Here is a 17493-nt window from a genome sequence, read left to right as displayed (position 1 = left end):
AAAGAAAAAGGCCGGTGAAGCGATCGCTTCACCGGCCTTCCCATTGCTCAAACGAGCGTAGCTCGGACAGGATTAGCCCTGTGCGGCCTTGGCAACCTCAGCGGCGAAGTCTTCTTTTTCGACTTCGATGCCTTCGCCCACTTCCAGACGCACGAAACCAGTGATGGTCGCGCCTGCTTCTTTGGCGGCTTCTTCAACGGTCAGGTCAGGGTTCACAACAAACTGCTGGTTCAGCAGGGTTGCTTCGGCGACGAATTTCTTCATGCGGCCGACGATCATCTTCTCGATCACCTGCTCCGGCTTGCCAGATTCGCGGGCGATGTCCATCTGGACCTGCTTTTCTTTCTCGACAACCGAGGCGTCCAGCTCAGCTTCGCTCAGCGCGGCGGGATTTACAGCGGCGATGTGCATCGCAACCTGCTTGCCGATCGCCTCGTCACCACCGTTCATGGCAACCAGAACACCAATTTTGCCCATGCCGGCAGTCGCAGCATTGTGCACGTAGGACACAACGGTGTCGCCTTCGAGCGACGCCATGCGGCGGACATTCATGTTCTCGCCAATGGTGGCGATTTTGTCGGTCAGCGTGTCAGCAACAGTCTTGCCGCCCATGTCAGCCGCCAGCAGCGCGTCAACGTCAGCAACGTTCACAGCGGTCTTGGCGATGCCGGAAACCATTTCCTGGAATTCAGCGTTTTTGCCGACAAAGTCAGTTTCCGAGTTCACTTCGACAGCAACACCTTTGTTGCCCTCGACGACCACGGCGACCAGGCCTTCTGCAGCCGTACGACCGGATTTTTTGGCCGCTTTGGCCAGACCCTTGGTGCGCAGCCAATCAACGGCGGCTTCCATGTCGCCATTGGTTTCGGTCAACGCCTTCTTGGCGTCCATCATGCCTGCGCCGGTGCTGTCGCGCAGTTCCTTAACCATGGATGCGGTAATTGCCATCTTAGGCTCTCCTCAATTCAAAAACGGATTTGGGGCAGGTGATACCCTGCCCCTCATGTCAGTTCCGTGACGGGACGGATCAGGCTTCGGCAGCAGCTTCTTCAGCAACGGCTTCTTCAACCGGTGCATCTTCCAGTGCGCCGAGATCAACGCCTGCCGCACCCAGCTGAGCGGACATGCCGTCCAGAGCTGCGCGAGCAACCAGATCACAGTAGAGCGCAATCGCGCGCGCTGCGTCGTCGTTGCCGGGGATGATGTAGTCAACACCATCGGGCGAGCAGTTGGTGTCGACGATGGCCACAACCGGGATACCCAGTTTGTTGGCTTCGGCGATGGCCAGCGCTTCTTTTTTCACGTCGATGACGAACAGCAGGTCAGGAACGCCGCCCATATCACGGATACCGCCGAGGGACGCTTCCAGTTTCAGCTGGTCACGCTCCATGCCCAGACGCTCTTTCTTGGTCAGGCCTTCGGCGCCGGACGCCATTTTCTCGTCGATTTCCTTCAGACGGTTGATCGACTGGGAAACGGTTTTCCAGTTGGTCAACGTGCCGCCGAGCCAGCGGTGGTTCATGAAGTATTGAGCGGATTTCTCAGCAGCATCTGCGATTGGCTGAGCCGCCTGACGCTTGGTGCCGACGAACAGAACGCGGCCGCCTTTTGCGACGGTGTCACGAACAGCATTCAGAGCTGCGTCGAGCATCGGAACTGTCTGGGTCAGGTCCAGAATGTGAATGCCATTGCGCGAGCCGTAGATGAACGGCGACATACGCGGATTCCAGCGCTGGGTTTGGTGACCAAAGTGTACGCCTGCCTCAAGCAGCTGACGCATGGAGAACTCGGGAAGAGCCATGTATCTTTTCCTTTTCCGGTTTCGTGCCTCGGCGGGGGTCTCAGAGCGAATGCTCCAACCGGCGGTCTGCCGGGGATGTCTCCCCCGGTCAGGCCAATCCCCACCTGCGGATTGAATGGCGCGCGTATATGCCAGCGCTTGGGATTGCGCAAGAGCAAAAGTCTGACCGCCATCCCATGCGCCACTTAGGTTATAGCGGTATCCTGCCCGTTTGCGGGCACATCGCCCGACCGAAGCGTGGTATGTCCCGCCCTGACCTCAGCCTCGCAGGCGGCGGCCAGAGCCTTGCGGTCTGGAAAGTCAGACACCTGAAGCGGATCATGATAGTGTAGAACAACCTGACCTTGACGCGCTGCCGCAAGGGTTTTCAACAGATGCGGGCCGAATTCCATGTCTCCCCACCAGCCGTAGAAACGTGGCTCTTCGCCTTTGGGCGGGAGGAACACGACAGACACGGGCTGGATCGAAATGTGATCGCGCAGTTCGGGATGGAAAAACGCCGCAAAAAGAGTGGTTTTAAACGGCAAGACCCGCAAACCGTCGGTCGATGTACCTTCTGGGAAGAACAAAAGCTTATGGCCCAGAAGCAGACGTTTCTGAAACACCGCCGTCTGTTTCCGCGCCTCCCTCGCGTCCCGCTTGATAAAAACCGTGCCGGTTGCGCGCGCCAGCCAGCCAATACCAGGCCAGCCCGCAACCTCGGCCTTGGAGACAAAGTAAATCCGTTTGCGCGCATTCAGGGCAAAGATATCCAGCCACGATGTGTGGTTCGCCACCACCGCGCCGCGGTTGGTCATCAAGGCCCCCTTGGTGCGAAACCTCATACCCAGAACGCGAAACGCATTGCGGCAGACCCACTGCGTGATGAAGGGCGTGACGGGTCGGTTCAAGCCGCAGAGAGGACGTTCGACCAGACGAACCAACAGCAGGATCAGCAACCCGCCAAAAACCAATATCCCCAGCACCAATCCGCGTGCAACAACCCGCAACCACCCCATGGCGGTGATCTTAATCGGAGCCGCAGCGTCTCCACCTTCCCAGGTGCTCATGTGGTGCTCCGCCCTGCGCCATAGATCCGCTTTTGCCGCGCATTCATCCGCGCAGTGTCGAGCACAAGGCAGACATCGGTGGTATTGAACTCATAATCGACAAACGCGCCATCTCCGACGCAGCCGCCAAGACGCAGATAGGCTTTGATCAGGGCCGGGGTGTCCAGCATCGCCTGACGGCGGTTCAAATCCTCTGCTGCGATCAGATCCATCGACTGATACTCCCGCGCAACCGGGCGTAGCGCCTCAGGTGCCAGGTGATTGTGATAGAGCATCGACAGCGCATTCGCTAAAGGAGTGATCTCGGTTCCATGGAAGCTTGCGACACCAAACAGGATCTCAATATCATGCTCCGCCACATAGTCTGCCAATGCGGACCACAGGTGGAACATGGCGGTGCCGCCGCGGTAATCAGGATGCAGGCAGGATCGCCCTAGTTCCAACAGCCTACGACCCGAAGCTGTCAGCTTCGAGAGATCATATTCCCCCTCAGAATAAAATTGCCCAGCCCGCAGGGCCTGATCGCTCCGCAGCAGGCGATAGACACCCACGACCATGTCGCGCTCAAGATCCCAGAGCAGCAGGTGATCGCAGTACGCGTCAAAATGATCCCGCTCCAACCTGACATCGTGATCCACCAAAGCGCCACCACCGCCCAGCTCGCTGACAAAGACCTCGTATCGCAGCGCTTGCGCCGCGCGTAAATCCGCCGATGTCTGTGCCAGTTTGACCTGAAACGCAGGAGAACTGCCGCCCATGACCTTGCTCAACAATGGTTTGCCTTGCGTGCAGCTAGCCTATAAGGCACGGCATGTGCAAGTTTCGTTCAAATTGGTGAACAGGCGTTAACCGTTCATCAACGCTTATGACGGATCAAAGACTGGAATAAGGGCCACCTGAGCGCCGTTGAACACCACCTTACCCTGATCGGGGAAATTCACGGTGATCTTGCCGGCAGCATTGGACTGGACCTGCCCGGTGCCCCACTCGGGGTGGTCGGGATGGGTCACGAACATGCCAGGGGCAAGTATAGCGTTAAGGTCGTTCATGCGTGAGGGGCCCACTTCGGAGGAAAGATATGTCAGTAGATAACGCTAATCTCGCGGCTTTGATAGGGTCGCGCATTTGCCACGACCTGATCAGCCCGATCGGCGCGATCAACAACGGGCTGGAACTTCTTGGAATGTCTGGGGATATGTCCGGCCCCGAGTTGGAGCTGATCTCCGACAGTGTGGCCAACGCCAATGCCCGTATCCGGTTCTTCCGGATTGCCTTTGGCGCAGCAAGCGATCAGCAGATCAGCCGGGCTGAAGTGGTGTCCGTCCTCGAAGATATCGGCAAAGGCGGTCGGTTGAAATATCAATGGGCCCCGCAGGAGGCCTCCAGCCGGACAGAGGTGCGGCTCGCCTTCCTCGCGGCGCTGTGCCTGGAAACCGGCCTGCCCTATGGCGGCACGGTCAAGATCCTCTGTGCAGATGGCAAATGGACCGTCATTGGCGAGGGCAGCAAGCTGAATATTGATGATGATCTCTGGGCGCGGGTCAGCGGCGGCACCTCCTCGGCAACGGTGACACCCGCGCTGGTTCAATTCGCCATGCTGCCAGAAGCTGCAAAAGATCTGGGTCGCACGATCCGTGTGGAACAGACCCTGGAACGCGTCACCGTCCATTTTTAATCTGGCCGCTGCTGATCCGGACTTACCGCTGAATATAATGAAAGCGCTGCAATCACTTGCAGCGCTTTTTTAATGTCAGACCGGTTCTTGATCTTTAGCTGCGCAGAGCGCCATGGCCACGCACCAGATATTTAAAGCTGGTGAGTTGCGCCGCCCCGACAGGGCCGCGCGCATGCATCTTACCCGTCGCAATGCCGATCTCGGCCCCCATGCCAAATTCGCCGCCATCGGCAAACTGGGTTGAAGCATTGTGCATCAGGATCGCGCTATCCAGCTCTGCGAAGAACTGCGCTACAGCACCATCGTTTTCGGTGATGATGCAATCGGTATGCTGCGAATGATGGGCACGGATATGGTCAATCGCGGCGTCAATATCATCAACCTGTTTGGCCGCGATGATGGCATCCAGATATTCACAGCCCCAATCTGCGCTTGTGGCGGCGGTCATGCCATCCGGCCCCGGCAAACCAGCCTCAGCCCGGATTTCCACCCCCGCTGTCGCCAGCGCAGTCAGCACATCGCGGCCGATTGTCTCGGCGATATCGCGGTGGATCAACAAACATTCCGCAGCCCCACAGATACCGGTCCGGCGGGTTTTCGCGTTCAATACGATCTCCAGCGCCTTTTGCGGATCTGCATCTTTGTCGAGGTAGATGTGAACGATCCCCTCCAAATGTGCAAAGACAGGCACCCGCGCCTCGCGCTGGACCAAACCGACCAACCCCTTACCACCACGCGGAACAATCACATCAACCGTATCGGTCATGGTGAGCAGTTCCTGAACCGCAGCTCGGTCACGTGTCGGCACCAGCTGAACGGCGTCCTCGGGCAGGTCGGCGGCACGCAGGCCCGCAGCCAAACAGCCATGAATGGCCTGACTGGAATAAAAGCTCTCCGATCCGCCCCGAAGGATCACCGCATTGCCCGATTTGAGGCACAGCGCGCCGGCATCCGCTGTCACATTGGGGCGGCTTTCGTAGATCACGCCGATCACCCCAAGTGGGGTGCGCACACGCTGAATGTCCAACCCGGACGGTTGTGACCATTCGGCCAAGACCTCTCCCACGGGATCAGGTTGCGCGGCAACCGCACGTAACCCGGCGACGATACCGGAAATCCGGTCCTCATCCAGCGCCAGCCGGTCCATCATGGCGGGCGATAGCCCCTTATTGCGACCAAAATCGAGATCCTTGGCATTGGCTGCCAATATCTCTGCCCGAGCGTCCCAAACCGCATCCGCGGCGGCATTCAGAGCATCGGCTTTGCGTTCAGCGGTGGCAGTCGCCAGTTTTGCGGCGGCTTGCTTTGCACGTTTGCCGATGTCAACCATCAGTGCAGCAATATCTTGTGTCTCATTCATTCGTTGAAACCCTTTGTAGCCCCTTTTGACACATCTGGTGGTCAGGCCGGGTCAGCCCTAACATGGATTGCAGCTACAGCGCCATATCATCACGGTGGATGACAGCCGCGCGGCCTGCATAGCCAAGGATTGCCTCGATCTCGGTCGACTGGCACCCTTTGATGGCAGAAGCTTCTTCAGCCGTATACCGGCTGAGCCCCTGCCCCAGTTTTCTCCCGTCTGGACCCAGGATGGCCAGCGGGTCACCGCGGCCAAAGTCTCCTTCGATATGTCGGATGCCAGCTGGCAAAAGGCTTTTGCCGGAGCCGAGCGCCCGTGCAGCGCCTTCATCCACAGCGACAACACCGCGCGTCTTCATTGCCGCGATCCAGCGCTTGCGCGCAACCTGCGGATCATCCTGCGCGGTGAACCACGTGGAAGGCGCGCCATTTTCAAGCAATTTCAATGGATTATTGGGCGAACCTTCGGTGATGGCCATAGCGCAGCCCGCCGCCGTCGCCATTTTGGCCGCCAGCAATTTGGTGATCATACCACCTTTGGAAAGGCCTGAGACACCGTCCCCCGCCATTGCCTCGATCTCGGGCGTAATCCGGTCAATGATGTCATAGCGCCGGGCCGTCGGATCCAACACAGGGTTGGCGGTGTAGAACCCATCAACATCCGACAGCAGAATAAGCGCATCCGCGCCAACCGTCACCGCCACCTGCGCCGCCAGCCGATCGTTATCACCATAGCGGATTTCATCTGTGGCGATGGTGTCGTTTTCATTGACGATGGGCACAACGCCAAGGCCAATGAGAGTCTCCAATGTGGCGCGGGAATTCAGATAGCGACGTCGATCCGCGCTGTCTTCCAATGTGACCAGCACCTGTGCGGTGGTGATCTCATGCGGGGCGAGCGCCTCCTCATAAGCGCCTGCAAGCCGGATTTGACCGACGGCCGCCGCTGCCTGTGACTGTTCCAACGGCAGCTCCTGTGCCGCCAGCCCCAGCACCCGACGGCCCAACGCGATAGAGCCGGATGAGACAAGGATCACATCCTTGCCCATGGATTTCAACCAGGCGACATCCGCCGCCAAGGCCCGCAACCAATCCGCCCGCAATGCACCGCTTGTCCGGTCCACCAAAAGGGCGGACCCGATTTTAACAACGATACGCTGGGCGTCGGTCAGGGTTGCCACGTGTCCTGCTCCTCTTGGGGCTGCTGACGCAGGCGATCTTCATCGATCTGGGTCCGCATGGACCGCAACACCTCGTTCAGACCTTCGCGGCTGACACCTGACATCATAAAGACAGGCCCACCCACGGCAGCCTCAAGTGCGGCTTTTGCCTCTGCGCGTTCCTCGTCGTCCAGCGAATCGATCTTGTTCAGCGCCGTGATACGGGGCTTCTCCGCCAGCTCGCCGCCATAGGCCTCCAGCTCATTGATGATCGTCTGGTAATCCTCGGCAACCGTCTCTGAGGTGCCATCGACCAGATGCAACAGGACCGCACAGCGTTCGACATGGCCCAGGAACCGATCCCCAATACCACGCCCTTCATGGGCGCCAGCAATCAGACCGGGAATGTCGGCCACCACAAATTCAACCCCGTCGATACCCACAACGCCGAGATTTGGGTGCAATGTGGTAAACGGATAATCAGCGATCTTGGGTCGCGCATTGGATGTGGCCGACAGAAAAGTCGACTTGCCCGCGTTCGGCAACCCCAAAAGACCGACATCGGCGATCAGCTTCAAGCGAAGCCAGATGGTCCGTTCAATTGCATCCTGACCGGAATTGGCACGTCGTGGCGCTTGGTTTGTTGCACTTTTGAAATGCAGGTTACCAAAGCCGCCGTTACCGCCCTTGGCCAAAAGGAAGCGTTCGCCCACCTCTGTGAGGTCAGCCAGAACCGTTTCCTGATCTTCATCCATAATCTCGGTTCCAACGGGAACGCGCAGAATGATGTCATCGCCATCCTTGCCGGTGCGCTGACGGCCCATGCCGGACTGACCATTCTTGGCAAAGAAGTGCTGCTGATAGCGGAAATCAATCAGCGTATTCAGCCCCTCGGTCACCTCAACCCAGACGGAACCACCACGACCACCGTCGCCACCGTCGGGACCGCCATATTCCATAAACTTTTCACGGCGAAAGCTGACGCAGCCGTTCCCGCCCGCGCCGGAGCGAATGTAGACTTTGGCCAGATCGAGGAATTTCATGTCAGCTCCTTGCTGATGACCTGCCGCCAAGGGCGGAGGGATAAGAGGGGGCGTACCGACGGTGCCGGGGCTTGCTGCCCCGACTTAACGCAAACCGCGCGGCGCGCCAATCACAGTTTTCGGCTGTAGGTCCATGTTGGTACGGTTGCATCGCGCGCCACGGAAAAGGTCTCCGCATCGCCAAGATACTCAAACCCGCAATGGGTCAGCACACGTGCGGAGGCCGGGTTATCCTGAAACGCGCTGGCAAAGAGCGCGTTGCACCCTTGCGGATTGGTTTCGACCAAAGCGCGCAACGCGTCTGAGGCGAGGCCATTGTTCCAAAACACCGGGGCAATCCAATAGCCGACTTCGCTCTGGTCGCGATCAAGCCGTTTGAGGCTGATAATGCCCTTCAGCTCTTCGCCACCGTCTGCAGTGCCATCAATGGCCCAGACATCTTCTTCGCGTTCCTCGTCCAGGGCGCGGGCAACAAAAGCCTCAATCGCGCCGGGTGGCAGCGGATGCGGAATAGCGGTCGTCATACGGGCAACGCGTTCATCGCTGACATAGTGGGCAATCAGCCCCTCGTCAGATTTGCGCAACGGGCGCAGAACAAAACGCCCCGCATCGATCACGGGCTGTTCTGTTCTTTTATGATCCAAACTCATGCCCTTGCTCCTCTCGAAGAATACCAACACTCATCTTGCTGCCGGATTGCTACCGGACAAAACCGCGGGGCCTTAACAAACTGTTGCGCCCTGCCCTAACGCAAAGCCGTTGAGAACTGGTTAGGTTTTGCCACCGGGACAAAATAAAAAAGGGACCGGCGATGTCGCCGATCCCCTGATTGTGTCTCACCTTTCAGGTTCGGCTTATTCAGCGGCCTCCGCCACTGGCAGAACCGAAATAAAGGTGCGGCCCTTGAGGCCCTTGTGGAAGGTTACAGCACCGTCCGTGGTTGCAAAGATGGTGTGATCTTTGCCCAGACCAACGCCTTCGCCCGGCCAAAACTTGGTGCCGCGCTGACGTACGATGATGTTGCCAGAGATGGCTGCTTGGCCACCATAGAGTTTCACGCCAAGGCGGCGACCGGCTGAGTCGCGGCCGTTACGTGAGGAACCACCAGCTTTCTTATGTGCCATTGTCTATCTCCTTAGCCTTTAGCCAATTCTTTGGCCTGCTCAACCCATTCGGGCTTCACTTTGACCGCGTCGATAGCAGCAATGTCAGCATCCGACAAGGCCGCGATCTGGGCAAAGCTGGTCAGACCGGCTTCTTCCAGCTTCTTGGCAGCAGCGGGACCGACACCGGTCAGCTCGGTGAGGTCATCACCAGAGGCAGCAGGTGCAGCCTTTTTCGCAGCCGGAGCGGCTTTGGCAGCAGCAGGTGCATCGCCCTGGCCGCTGGCAGCTTTCACGCCGGACTTGTCAGCGCCGGAGGCCAGGATCTCGGTGATCTTGACCAGAGTCAGCTTCTGACGGTGACCCTTGGTGCGCTTGGAGGAGTGCTTACGACGGCGCTTCACAAAGTGAATGACCTTCTCGCCTTTGATCTGGTCGATGACTTCGGCCTGAACCGCAGCACCATCAACAAAGGGCGCACCCACAACCGGTGCATCACCACCGAGCATCAGGACGTCGTTGAACTGGATTGTTTCGCCAGCATCAGCAGCCAATTTTTCCACGCGCAGCATATCACCGGCCTGAACTTTGTACTGCTTGCCGCCGGTTTTGAGGACCGCAAACATATGCGTCTTTCCTTTTCTACCCGCGTCCTACGGTCCCTTTCGCATCAGATGCGTCCAGCGTTTCGACCCGAAGGCCACCTCGAACAGCGCGCCCCTTGGGGGCGTATGACAAATAAACCCCGGCACAGAGAATCCGGGCCGGGATGCGGGCTTATGCGGCGAAACGGGGGAGCTGTCAACCCTGGGCGGTCATCGCCAATGCAGCCTGAATAGACGTCCGGATATATAAAGGTCGCAGCGCAGTTACCTGCCTCAGAGATCCTGCGCTGGTTCCAACTCTTTCAGCCGGTAGGCCAGCACCTCAAAACGGTTGGCAGTAATTTCGAATGTCACCGCATTGAGCAACTCATAAACCCGCTGCATCAGCGGATGCTCCAGCGCCATGATATACTCTTGCAGTTCATCATCGCTGAACGCCTGATAGGTATAAGCATTCGCCGCCATGTTTGCGGCCTGCAGTGCCATCTGGGTCGAGGCCTGCTGATCCTTCATAAAGGCGCGCAACCCGTCCGCGTCCAGCTGCAGATCAATTACGCCGGCGGCACTGGCCGCCATCAAGAACCGAAACTGGATTTCCTGCACCGCCTTCACGCTTGTACCGTCGGCATCGATTGCCTGCCCCATGCGCTGAAACAGCTGCGGGCGATCACTGCCTTCAGTCACTAAGTCAGAGATGATGCGCAGCCCTGCCTGCTGCTTGGTCTCATCATCCTCAACCATATGCGAGGCATTCTCTGCCTGCACCAGACGCGCGCCCAGCGGGCTGGCGTAGAACTCCGCGGCATGGGCCAGCGCGTCCTCTTCCAGCGTTTCCTCCAAAATCCCGAGTGCAATCTCGCGCATTTCCTGACGGTCAAACACATCCTGCGACAGCCGCCCCCAGGCGACACCGAAGTCACCAGCATCCACCCCCAGCATATCCGGCGCCATTTCGGCCGACAGGGCTATACTGTCCAGCGCCACGTCAAACCCAGTGGTCTCAAGAAAGGCGAGCACCCTGCCCCGCTCTGCGGCCTGAGCGGCGGAGATTGCAAATAACGATGCAAGAACAAGACTGAAGAGCGCTTGCATCACACGGGTTCGGAACGACATGAGCTGTATCATACTCCAAAACCTAAGCGTTTTCCGGCGCGAGACAATGAAAAATCCGTTTTCCCGCTCAATGCGCAAAATCCCCCTTGCGCGCCTGCGAATTCCACTTTAAACGCCCTCTCACCCCCCGCGGAGAGGTGCCGGAGTGGTCGAACGGGGCGGTCTCGAAAACCGTTGTTCCTTCACGGGAACCCAGGGTTCGAATCCCTGTCTCTCCGCCATTATTATCTGAAAAATCTGATCACTCCTGATGTGGCCCGGCAAGTATTGCGGCGGGCTTCTCTGCCATTGTCGCCGCAATGTCGGCAGGAATGCCTGTCATTCGGCGCGGGTCCACACCTATCATTAAGTATTTTCGGTAAAAAAAGGACTGAGGCTGATCAGGAGTTGCGATTTGACTATTGCGTTCCCAAACGGATTTAACTGTCCGCTCTATACGCGCGCGGTTCTTCTTATGCGAAACCGTCACTTCGCAGACGCCGAACAGGTGATGCGCAGCTCTCTCGCGTATGAGGGGGAGACTGCGCTCAGCTATCACTATCTGGCTGAAATCGTCGCCTCCCGTCCCGGTCGCATCGGCGAGGCAATCACCCTTCAGGAAACCGCCCTGTCCCTGGCCCCGTCAAATTCGGTTTTTATTGCCGCTCTTGGATCCCGCCTGAAAGATGGCGGATTTGACAGGCAAGCCCTAGAGACCCTGGAAACCGCTCTATCGATCGATGAGAACAGCCCGATCGCGCTCCCTCTGATCATGAGGCTTCGGCGCAAATTTCTAGCATGGGAGAGTGCGGCGCAAGAACAGCGCTGCCTTGAGAGCGTGAAGCAGGCCGGGCACACCCCGGACCCGCTGGCGTTGCTGACCTATCTTGATGATCCGCAGGTCCAGCTCGACAATGCACGACTACGGGCTCCCAAACCCAAACGGGCCAAACCGACACCCCATGATCCCGGTGCCAAGATCAGAATTGGGTATTTCTCCAGCGATTTCTATGAGCACCCGACGATGCATCTGTTCAGAGGTGCACTGAAGGCGCATGACAGGGAGAAATTCGAATTCTTCGTCTACGATCTGTTGCCAAAGGATCGATCAGAAGAAAGCGCCTTCGTTCGCGAATTCGCAGATCACTACAGGGTCGTCTCAGACCTGACGGCTGAGGCGATTGCCAACCTGTCTGTCCGCGACAAGGTTGATATCGCCATCGACCTGAAGGGGGACACGTTCGCCTCAAAACAAGAGATCTTCGCCCATGGTGCAGCCCCGGTCCAAGTCTCGTTTCTTGGGTTTCCAGGTACAACCGGTATGGACATGATAGACTATATGATCGCGGATCATGTCACCATTCCCGAAGGCGCCGAGCGCTATTATAGCGAAACCATCCTCAGACTGCCCAACTGCTATCAGCCCAACAGCAATTGCCGCCACGTCCCCGAGGTCCGTAACACAAGATCTGACTACAACCTGCCGCAGGACAAATTCGTTTTCGCCAATCTGAACAACACCTACAAGGTCGGCCCGCGAGAGTTCGCCACCTGGATGAAAATACTTAAAAGAACTCCGGAGTCGGTGCTGCTCTTTTACATGGGCAAGGATGATCTCTGTGATGTCATCGCTCAAAAGACCGAGGCCCATGGCGTGGATCCGGATCGGATCATCCCCTGCGGTGCGTTACCGCAGGCTGACCACCTTGACCGGATAGCACAGGTCGATCTGTGCCTGGATTGTTTCAGCTACAATGCCCATACAACCGCGTCCGACGCCCTGTGGGCCGGGGTTCCGATACTGACACTTGCTGGCAAACAGTTCGCAGCCCGCGTAGCCAGCAGCATACTGAGCGCAGCGCATCTGCCAGACCTGTCTGTGAAATCCGAAGAACTCTTCATCGACAAGGCTGTCAGCCTAGCAAAGAACCCAGATGAAATGATGCGGATCAAACACCACCTGAGAGAGCAGAGATTTGCCCTGCCGTTGTTTGACACCGAAGCCTGGACGAGGGATTTCGAGAACGCGCTTCATCAAATTTATCACGAGACCCAGTCCGCAGCTGGAAGCTGAAATCGTTGCGCAAACGACAACATTCCAAAACTCGCCGATTGCAGCGCCTGTGGCTGTGGCGCCTATAATAGGAAGTCTGTCAGCACCACGAGACGCTGGCGCCGTGCTGACAGATGAACACTTAGGGTGACCAAGGCAGCGGCTGAAATTGAGGCGTCTGCTGGCCCATGTCAGCCAAACAGCTCATGCGCCAACTCCAGCGCATCGATCAGCACATCGACCTCTTCCTTTGTGTTGTACAACCCGAAAGAGGCCCGACAGGTGGCGGCTACGCCAAGGTGGTCCATCAGCGGCCCCGCACAATGCTGCCCTGCGCGCACGGCCACGCCCTTTTTATCAAGAATAGTGGAAATATCATGCGCATGGGCGGCACCCTCAAGCGTAAAGCTGAAAATCGCTGCCTTGTCAGCAGCTTGCCCCTGAATATTCACCCAATTCAAACCGCTTAGTCGCTCGTTGGCATAGGTCGTGATGGCGGTCTCATGTGCGGCGATATTCTTCATGCCGATGTCCATCATGTATTCTAGCGCCACGCCCAGACCGATCATCTGAACAATTCCGGGCGTGCCAGCCTCAAACTTCATCGGCGCATCATTATAGATCACCTGATCACGGGCGACTTCCTTAATCATATCGCCGCCGCCCATAAAGGGGCGCATCTCTGCCATGCGCTCGGGCCGAATGTAGATCGCACCGGACGAGGACGGCCCATAGAGTTTGTGCCCGGTGATGGCGTAGAAATCACAACCGATATCCTGCACATCCACCGGCATATGCACCGCGCCCTGCGAGCCGTCGACCAAGACCGCAACCCCCTGTTCACGCGCTTCATGGCAAATGGTTTTCACATCTACAATGGTTCCCAACACATTGGAACATTGGGTAATTGCGATCAGCTTGGTCCTGGGGCCAATCGCATCCAATACCGCCTGCGGATCAAGGCTACCGTCAGCAGAAGTCTCAACCCACTTCAGCACCACCCCCTGACGCTCACGCAAGAAATGCCAAGGCACGATATTGGCATGATGTTCCATCACGCTCAGGATAATCTCATCCCCGGCTTGCAACTGCGGCATCGCCCAACCATAGGCAATGGTGTTGATGCCTTCGGTGGTGCCGGAGTTCATCACAATCGTGTTTTCATCCCCGGCATTCAGAAAACGGGAGATGGTGCCACGCACACTTTCATATTTCTCGGTCGCCAGGTTAGAAAGATAATGCAACCCTCTGTGAACGTTCGAATATTCCTCTGAATATGCACGGGTAATTGCATCAATCACCACCTGAGGTTTCTGCGCCGACGCGCCATTGTCCAGATAGGTCAGCGGCTTGCCGTTCACCTGGCGGGACAGGATCGGAAAATCGGCGCGAATTTTTTGGACGTCATACATGGTCGGGAAGTCCCAATAGTGCCGGGGCATGGGCCCCCAAGAGCAGAGAGAGAAGGAAGACGATCAAAATCGCCGACATCAGAACCGAGCCGATGGCTCGCCAGACAGATGTAAACTGATGTGCTTCTTTGATGAACAGCAGAAAGATCGCCAGCATGACGAAATTTGCCACCAGCGCAATCAGCGAGGCCGCCAACGGCAGGACCAGATGCAGCAGTATCACCGCAGCCAAAAGCACAATCTGCACCGCGTTCAGCCAGACGTTGACCGCAAGTATATCAACAAAACGCGCCTGCCCGCCGATCCACCGACCCGTCCAGGTCAGCAGCGCGGTAATGCCAAGATGCAGGGCAAAAACCGCACCCGCATAGGGCAGCGGGGACATGCTGGGCAGGAGACTGCCGTCGCTAGGCAGCATCGCATCTGCCACTTCAAGCATCAACGTGTTCAGCACCGCCGTCAGCAACAAAGCCAAAACGAGCGCCTGACGGGGCCAGTCAACCGACAAAAGCACCCGCGCCGCCGCAGTCGGCGCACTGAAGGTCAGGCTCGCAAGTGTTTGATAGGGTATCATTTTTTACCCCAATAAGACTGCGCCATACCGCTGATCCAGAACCAGAGAAACAACATAAACCAGAGCCCGCCGACCAGTGTTAGTTCAAATCCTGAACCGATAAAACCGGCTACGAGACCGTTCAGCAGCATCAGCGGGCTGGCAGCCAGAAAGGCCCAGAACAACGCCAGACGTGCTTGTGCGCTGCCGCCCGAGCCGCCAAACATCCGGGCAAACCCATGGGCCAGGAACGCCAGCACATACAGCAACAGCGGCGCCATGAACAGCAATGCAAGCAGCGATCCGCCCAGCAGCATGTTCAGCTCTTGCCCGGTTAGATGTGCCTCCCGCGCCCGCACCGGCATCTGCGCGATGAACGCCAGAGCACAGCCAGCCATCAGAATGGCGAGCAGCCGGTCTTCATGCAGCCCCATGGCAAGACGCCGCGCAAAAACTTTGCGCGGCCCCTTATAGGTGGCGACAATGTCCTGACTGACGGACATCAGCGGCGCCGGGCCAACCAGCCTTCCAGCCGGTCCACAACATTTGCCGCGATATCAGCGTCTTCGATCTCCTCAACGGCTTCGGCGAGAAACGCGAGTGTCATGAGATCCGTCGCTTCGCCGTGCGGCACACCACGAGACCGGAGATAAAACAGCCCTTCTTCGTCGATCGCACCTGAGGTGGAACCATGCGAACAGGCCACGTCATCGGCGTAGATTTCAAGCTCAGGTTTGGCGAGGAACTGGCTGTCCTCGTCCAACAGCAATGACTGGGAAATCTGATACCCATCAGTCTTTTGCGCGCCTTCCTTCACCAGGATCTTGCCTTGGAAGACACCGGTGGCGCCGTTGCGCAATACCTTCTTGAAGACCTGACGGCTCTCGCAGTTCACAGCGTCATGGGTGATGAAAACGGTGTCGTCGTGGTGGAAATCCCCGTCGCCAACACAAGCGCCAGCGATATGGGCCACGGCGTCATCGCCGGTCAGCTCGATCACCGCCTCATTCCGTGTCAGGACACCGTTCACGGTCAGGGTGAAGGATTTGAACACAGATTCAGTGCCAAGACGCGCAAACAGATGTGTTGCGGCGCGACGCTCATGATCGCGGCCCTGTGCGCGCACCAGATGCAGGGAGCCACCGTCAGCAACGTCAATTTCCATGCATTTGTTGAACCGTGAGGCAGCAGGCCCGTTTTCCAGAATGGTCGCGGTGGCCCCGCTTTCGACACGGATCACGTGGTGCAGGATCGCATCCGAGTCTTCCGACGCGTGACGATAAATGAGGCTGACCGGTTTCGAAGGTGTCCCGGTGACGCGGATCGCGACACCATCCTGCGCAAACGCGGTATTAAGCGCCGCCAGCGGACGTGCGACAGGTGTCTGGCCGCGGGCTTCAAGAACGCCGTACAAGTCCTTGGCCCAATGAATATCTTTGGCACAGATGTCCGCAATGCGGTCAATGCTGATCCCCTCAAGCGCCAGTTCATCTGAGGCATCTGCGTCAAAAACGCCATCCACGAACACGATCTTGATACGATCAAATTCGCTGAACATCGGCGCCTCGCCCGCATCAAAAACGGCGGCCCTCGGTGCCTCAGCCGCAGTCAGCGTGTCGGGGCGGGTGTATTTCCAATATTCATCGCGACGACTGGGCAGACCGAGCGTCTGAACGCGGGACAGCGCAGCCTTGCGCGCCTCTGTCAGACAGCCGCCCTCCGGCATCGTCAGCGTGGCCAGACGCGCCTCTGTTTCGCTTTGTTTTCTGTCAGCAAGCGCCATTTATACACCCTCTGCCAGAATGTCGGCGTAGCCGTTGTTCTCAACTTCCAACGCCAACTCCGGGCCACCGGTTTTGACGATGCGACCATCGGCCATGATATGAACGACATCGGGTTTGATGTGATCCAACAGACGCTGATAGTGGGTGATTACGAGGAAGCCACGGCCCTCATCCCGCAGGGCATTCACACCTTCGGAGACCAGTTTCATCGCGTCCACATCCAGACCCGAGTCGGTCTCATCAAGGATGCACATTTTGGGCTCAAGCATAGCCATCTGCAGGATTTCGTTGCGCTTTTTCTCACCACCGGAAAAGCCGACGTTAACTGGACGCTTTAGCATATCTGCGTCGATCTTCAGGGTTTTCGCCTTGGCGCGGACCTCTTTCAGGAAATCGGAGGCGCTCAGCTCTTCTTCGCCACGGGCCTTGCGCTGTGCGTTCACTGCGGTGCGCAGGAAGGTCATGTTGCCAACACCGGGGATCTCAACCGGGTACTGGAACGCGAGGAAAACGCCAGCGGCGGCGCGCTCTTCCGGCTCCATGTCCAGCAGATCTTCGCCCGCCAGCGAGGCCTCACCGTAGGTCACCTCATAGCCGTCGCGTCCGGACAGCACATAAGACAGGGTCGACTTGCCGGAGCCATTGGGGCCCATGATGGCGTGCACTTTACCAGCTTCAACGGTGAGGTTGACGCCTTTGAGGATCTGCTTGTCCTCTTCTTCAAGTTTGACGTGCAGGTTTTTGATTTCGAGCATTTTTTCCTCGTTTATATCTCTTCGGGGATAGACCCCGGTTGTTCCTGTG

At 57.8% G+C, this 17493-nt stretch carries 19 protein-coding genes and 1 tRNA gene; 3 read left to right on the top strand and 17 right to left on the bottom strand.

The genetic code is table 11. The annotated features are described in order from the left end of the window. Positions 1–72 precede the first annotated feature (72 nt). From tsf to J4721_RS05370, 5 genes are all read right to left on the bottom strand, one after another. Complete coding sequence (gene tsf, locus J4721_RS05390) at positions 73–948, bottom strand: translation elongation factor Ts (RefSeq protein WP_014874669.1); 876 nt, start codon at positions 946–948, stop codon at positions 73–75. A gap of 79 nt (positions 949–1027) precedes the next feature. Beyond that, positions 1028–1801, bottom strand: a complete 774-nt coding sequence (gene rpsB / locus J4721_RS05385) for a 30S ribosomal protein S2 (RefSeq protein WP_014874668.1) — start codon at positions 1799–1801, stop codon at positions 1028–1030. Between the two features lie 185 nt (positions 1802–1986). Beyond that, the gene (locus J4721_RS05380; protein ID WP_211002238.1) at positions 1987–2850 is read right to left on the bottom strand and encodes a 1-acyl-sn-glycerol-3-phosphate acyltransferase; all 864 of its coding nucleotides are present in this window, start codon (positions 2848–2850) and stop codon (positions 1987–1989) included. Continuing rightward, positions 2847–3608, bottom strand: coding sequence for a GNAT family N-acetyltransferase (locus J4721_RS05375; protein WP_211002297.1), 762 nt, complete (start codon positions 3606–3608; stop codon positions 2847–2849). The genes J4721_RS05380 and J4721_RS05375 overlap by 4 nt, the downstream gene beginning before the upstream one ends. A gap of 105 nt (positions 3609–3713) precedes the next feature. Further along, entirely contained in the window at positions 3714–3899 is a 186-nt protein-coding gene (locus J4721_RS05370; protein WP_014879994.1) for a DUF3553 domain-containing protein, read from the bottom strand. Between the two features lie 29 nt (positions 3900–3928). On the opposite strand from J4721_RS05370, the gene J4721_RS05365 reads away from it, so the two are divergent. After that, entirely contained in the window at positions 3929–4525 is a 597-nt protein-coding gene (locus J4721_RS05365; RefSeq protein ID WP_211002237.1) for a histidine phosphotransferase family protein, read from the top strand. Between the two features lie 94 nt (positions 4526–4619). Here J4721_RS05365 and J4721_RS05360 read toward each other — a convergent pair whose 3' ends face one another. The 7 genes from J4721_RS05360 to J4721_RS05330 all read right to left on the bottom strand — a co-directional run bounded on the left by J4721_RS05360 (position 4620) and on the right by J4721_RS05330 (position 10920). Then, positions 4620–5885: a glutamate-5-semialdehyde dehydrogenase gene (locus J4721_RS05360; protein ID WP_211002236.1), complete on the bottom strand. Its 1266-nt coding sequence runs from the start codon at positions 5883–5885 to the stop codon at positions 4620–4622. 73 nt (positions 5886–5958) lie between these two features. Beyond that, positions 5959–7065, bottom strand: a complete 1107-nt coding sequence (gene proB / locus J4721_RS05355; protein WP_014879991.1) for a glutamate 5-kinase — start codon at positions 7063–7065, stop codon at positions 5959–5961. Beyond that, positions 7053–8087, bottom strand: a complete 1035-nt coding sequence (gene obgE / locus J4721_RS05350; protein WP_014874661.1) for a GTPase ObgE — start codon at positions 8085–8087, stop codon at positions 7053–7055. The genes proB and obgE overlap by 13 nt, the downstream gene beginning before the upstream one ends. Before the next feature lie 110 nt (positions 8088–8197). Further along, positions 8198–8737, bottom strand: coding sequence for a GNAT family N-acetyltransferase (locus tag J4721_RS05345; protein WP_014874660.1), 540 nt, complete (start codon positions 8735–8737; stop codon positions 8198–8200). A gap of 204 nt (positions 8738–8941) precedes the next feature. Beyond that, the gene (gene rpmA / locus J4721_RS05340; protein ID WP_014874659.1) at positions 8942–9211 is read right to left on the bottom strand and encodes a 50S ribosomal protein L27; all 270 of its coding nucleotides are present in this window, start codon (positions 9209–9211) and stop codon (positions 8942–8944) included. Between the two features lie 11 nt (positions 9212–9222). Then, positions 9223–9816 (bottom strand): 50S ribosomal protein L21, encoded by a 594-nt coding sequence (locus J4721_RS05335; RefSeq protein ID WP_014874658.1) that lies wholly within the window; start codon positions 9814–9816, stop codon positions 9223–9225. Between the two features lie 252 nt (positions 9817–10068). Continuing rightward, a complete protein-coding gene (locus J4721_RS05330; protein WP_211002235.1) occupies positions 10069–10920 on the bottom strand; it encodes a DUF2059 domain-containing protein in 852 nt (283 codons plus the stop codon). Between the two features lie 119 nt (positions 10921–11039). Between J4721_RS05330 and J4721_RS05325 the strand changes: the two genes are divergently transcribed. After that, positions 11040–11129, top strand: a tRNA-Ser gene (locus tag J4721_RS05325). Positions 11130–11362: 233 nt separating this feature from the next. After that, the gene (locus J4721_RS05320; protein ID WP_247655874.1) at positions 11363–12961 is read left to right on the top strand and encodes a UDP-N-acetylglucosamine-peptide N-acetylglucosaminyltransferase; all 1599 of its coding nucleotides are present in this window, start codon (positions 11363–11365) and stop codon (positions 12959–12961) included. A gap of 170 nt (positions 12962–13131) precedes the next feature. Here the strand turns inward: J4721_RS05320 and J4721_RS05315 are convergent, their stop codons facing one another. The 5 genes from J4721_RS05315 to sufC are packed head-to-tail and all read right to left on the bottom strand — an operon-like array spanning position 13132 to position 17444. Beyond that, positions 13132–14352: a cysteine desulfurase gene (locus tag J4721_RS05315; RefSeq protein ID WP_102874314.1), complete on the bottom strand. Its 1221-nt coding sequence runs from the start codon at positions 14350–14352 to the stop codon at positions 13132–13134. Beyond that, positions 14345–14926: a YIP1 family protein gene (locus J4721_RS05310; RefSeq protein ID WP_014874654.1), complete on the bottom strand. Its 582-nt coding sequence runs from the start codon at positions 14924–14926 to the stop codon at positions 14345–14347. The genes J4721_RS05315 and J4721_RS05310 overlap by 8 nt, the downstream gene beginning before the upstream one ends. Beyond that, on the bottom strand, positions 14923–15408 hold the full coding sequence (locus tag J4721_RS05305) for a hypothetical protein (protein WP_014879984.1): 486 nt from the start codon (positions 15406–15408) through the stop codon (positions 14923–14925). Before J4721_RS05305 ends, J4721_RS05310 begins: the two co-directional genes overlap by 4 nt. Beyond that, positions 15408–16688, bottom strand: a complete 1281-nt coding sequence (locus tag J4721_RS05300; protein ID WP_211002233.1) for a SufD family Fe-S cluster assembly protein — start codon at positions 16686–16688, stop codon at positions 15408–15410. The genes J4721_RS05305 and J4721_RS05300 overlap by 1 nt, the downstream gene beginning before the upstream one ends. Continuing rightward, a complete protein-coding gene (gene sufC / locus J4721_RS05295) occupies positions 16689–17444 on the bottom strand; it encodes a Fe-S cluster assembly ATPase SufC (RefSeq protein ID WP_211002232.1) in 756 nt (251 codons plus the stop codon). Between the last annotated feature and the right edge of the window lie 49 nt (positions 17445–17493).

Origin of the sequence: Phaeobacter sp. HS011 (assembly GCF_018101215.1) — a bacterium.
GTDB classification, from domain to species: Bacteria; Pseudomonadota; Alphaproteobacteria; order Rhodobacterales; family Rhodobacteraceae; genus Phaeobacter; species Phaeobacter inhibens.
The sequence above is the reverse complement of the archived record's forward strand: the minus strand, read 5'-3'. Positions and strand labels throughout refer to the sequence as shown.

Coding starts and splice junctions, on each gene's coding strand:
- J4721_RS05300 (WP_211002233.1), bottom strand. CDS start 16,688: ATGGCGCTTGCTGACAGAAAACAAAGCGAAACAGAGGCGCGTCTGGCC.
- J4721_RS05360 (WP_211002236.1), bottom strand. CDS start 5,885: ATGAATGAGACACAAGATATTGCTGCACTGATGGTTGACATCGGCAAA.
- sufC (WP_211002232.1), bottom strand. CDS start 17,444: ATGCTCGAAATCAAAAACCTGCACGTCAAACTTGAAGAAGAGGACAAG.
- J4721_RS05375 (WP_211002297.1), bottom strand. CDS start 3,608: ATGGGCGGCAGTTCTCCTGCGTTTCAGGTCAAACTGGCACAGACATCG.
- rpmA (WP_014874659.1), bottom strand. CDS start 9,211: ATGGCACATAAGAAAGCTGGTGGTTCCTCACGTAACGGCCGCGACTCA.
- J4721_RS05315 (WP_102874314.1), bottom strand. CDS start 14,352: ATGTATGACGTCCAAAAAATTCGCGCCGATTTTCCGATCCTGTCCCGC.
- J4721_RS05310 (WP_014874654.1), bottom strand. CDS start 14,926: ATGATACCCTATCAAACACTTGCGAGCCTGACCTTCAGTGCGCCGACT.
- J4721_RS05370 (WP_014879994.1), bottom strand. CDS start 3,899: ATGAACGACCTTAACGCTATACTTGCCCCTGGCATGTTCGTGACCCAT.
- J4721_RS05380 (WP_211002238.1), bottom strand. CDS start 2,850: ATGAGCACCTGGGAAGGTGGAGACGCTGCGGCTCCGATTAAGATCACC.
- J4721_RS05330 (WP_211002235.1), bottom strand. CDS start 10,920: ATGATACAGCTCATGTCGTTCCGAACCCGTGTGATGCAAGCGCTCTTC.
- J4721_RS05320 (WP_247655874.1), top strand. CDS start 11,363: ATGCGAAACCGTCACTTCGCAGACGCCGAACAGGTGATGCGCAGCTCT.
- rpsB (WP_014874668.1), bottom strand. CDS start 1,801: ATGGCTCTTCCCGAGTTCTCCATGCGTCAGCTGCTTGAGGCAGGCGTA.
- J4721_RS05305 (WP_014879984.1), bottom strand. CDS start 15,408: ATGTCCGTCAGTCAGGACATTGTCGCCACCTATAAGGGGCCGCGCAAA.
- tsf (WP_014874669.1), bottom strand. CDS start 948: ATGGCAATTACCGCATCCATGGTTAAGGAACTGCGCGACAGCACCGGC.
- obgE (WP_014874661.1), bottom strand. CDS start 8,087: ATGAAATTCCTCGATCTGGCCAAAGTCTACATTCGCTCCGGCGCGGGC.
- J4721_RS05365 (WP_211002237.1), top strand. CDS start 3,929: ATGTCAGTAGATAACGCTAATCTCGCGGCTTTGATAGGGTCGCGCATT.
- J4721_RS05335 (WP_014874658.1), bottom strand. CDS start 9,816: ATGTTTGCGGTCCTCAAAACCGGCGGCAAGCAGTACAAAGTTCAGGCC.
- J4721_RS05345 (WP_014874660.1), bottom strand. CDS start 8,737: ATGAGTTTGGATCATAAAAGAACAGAACAGCCCGTGATCGATGCGGGG.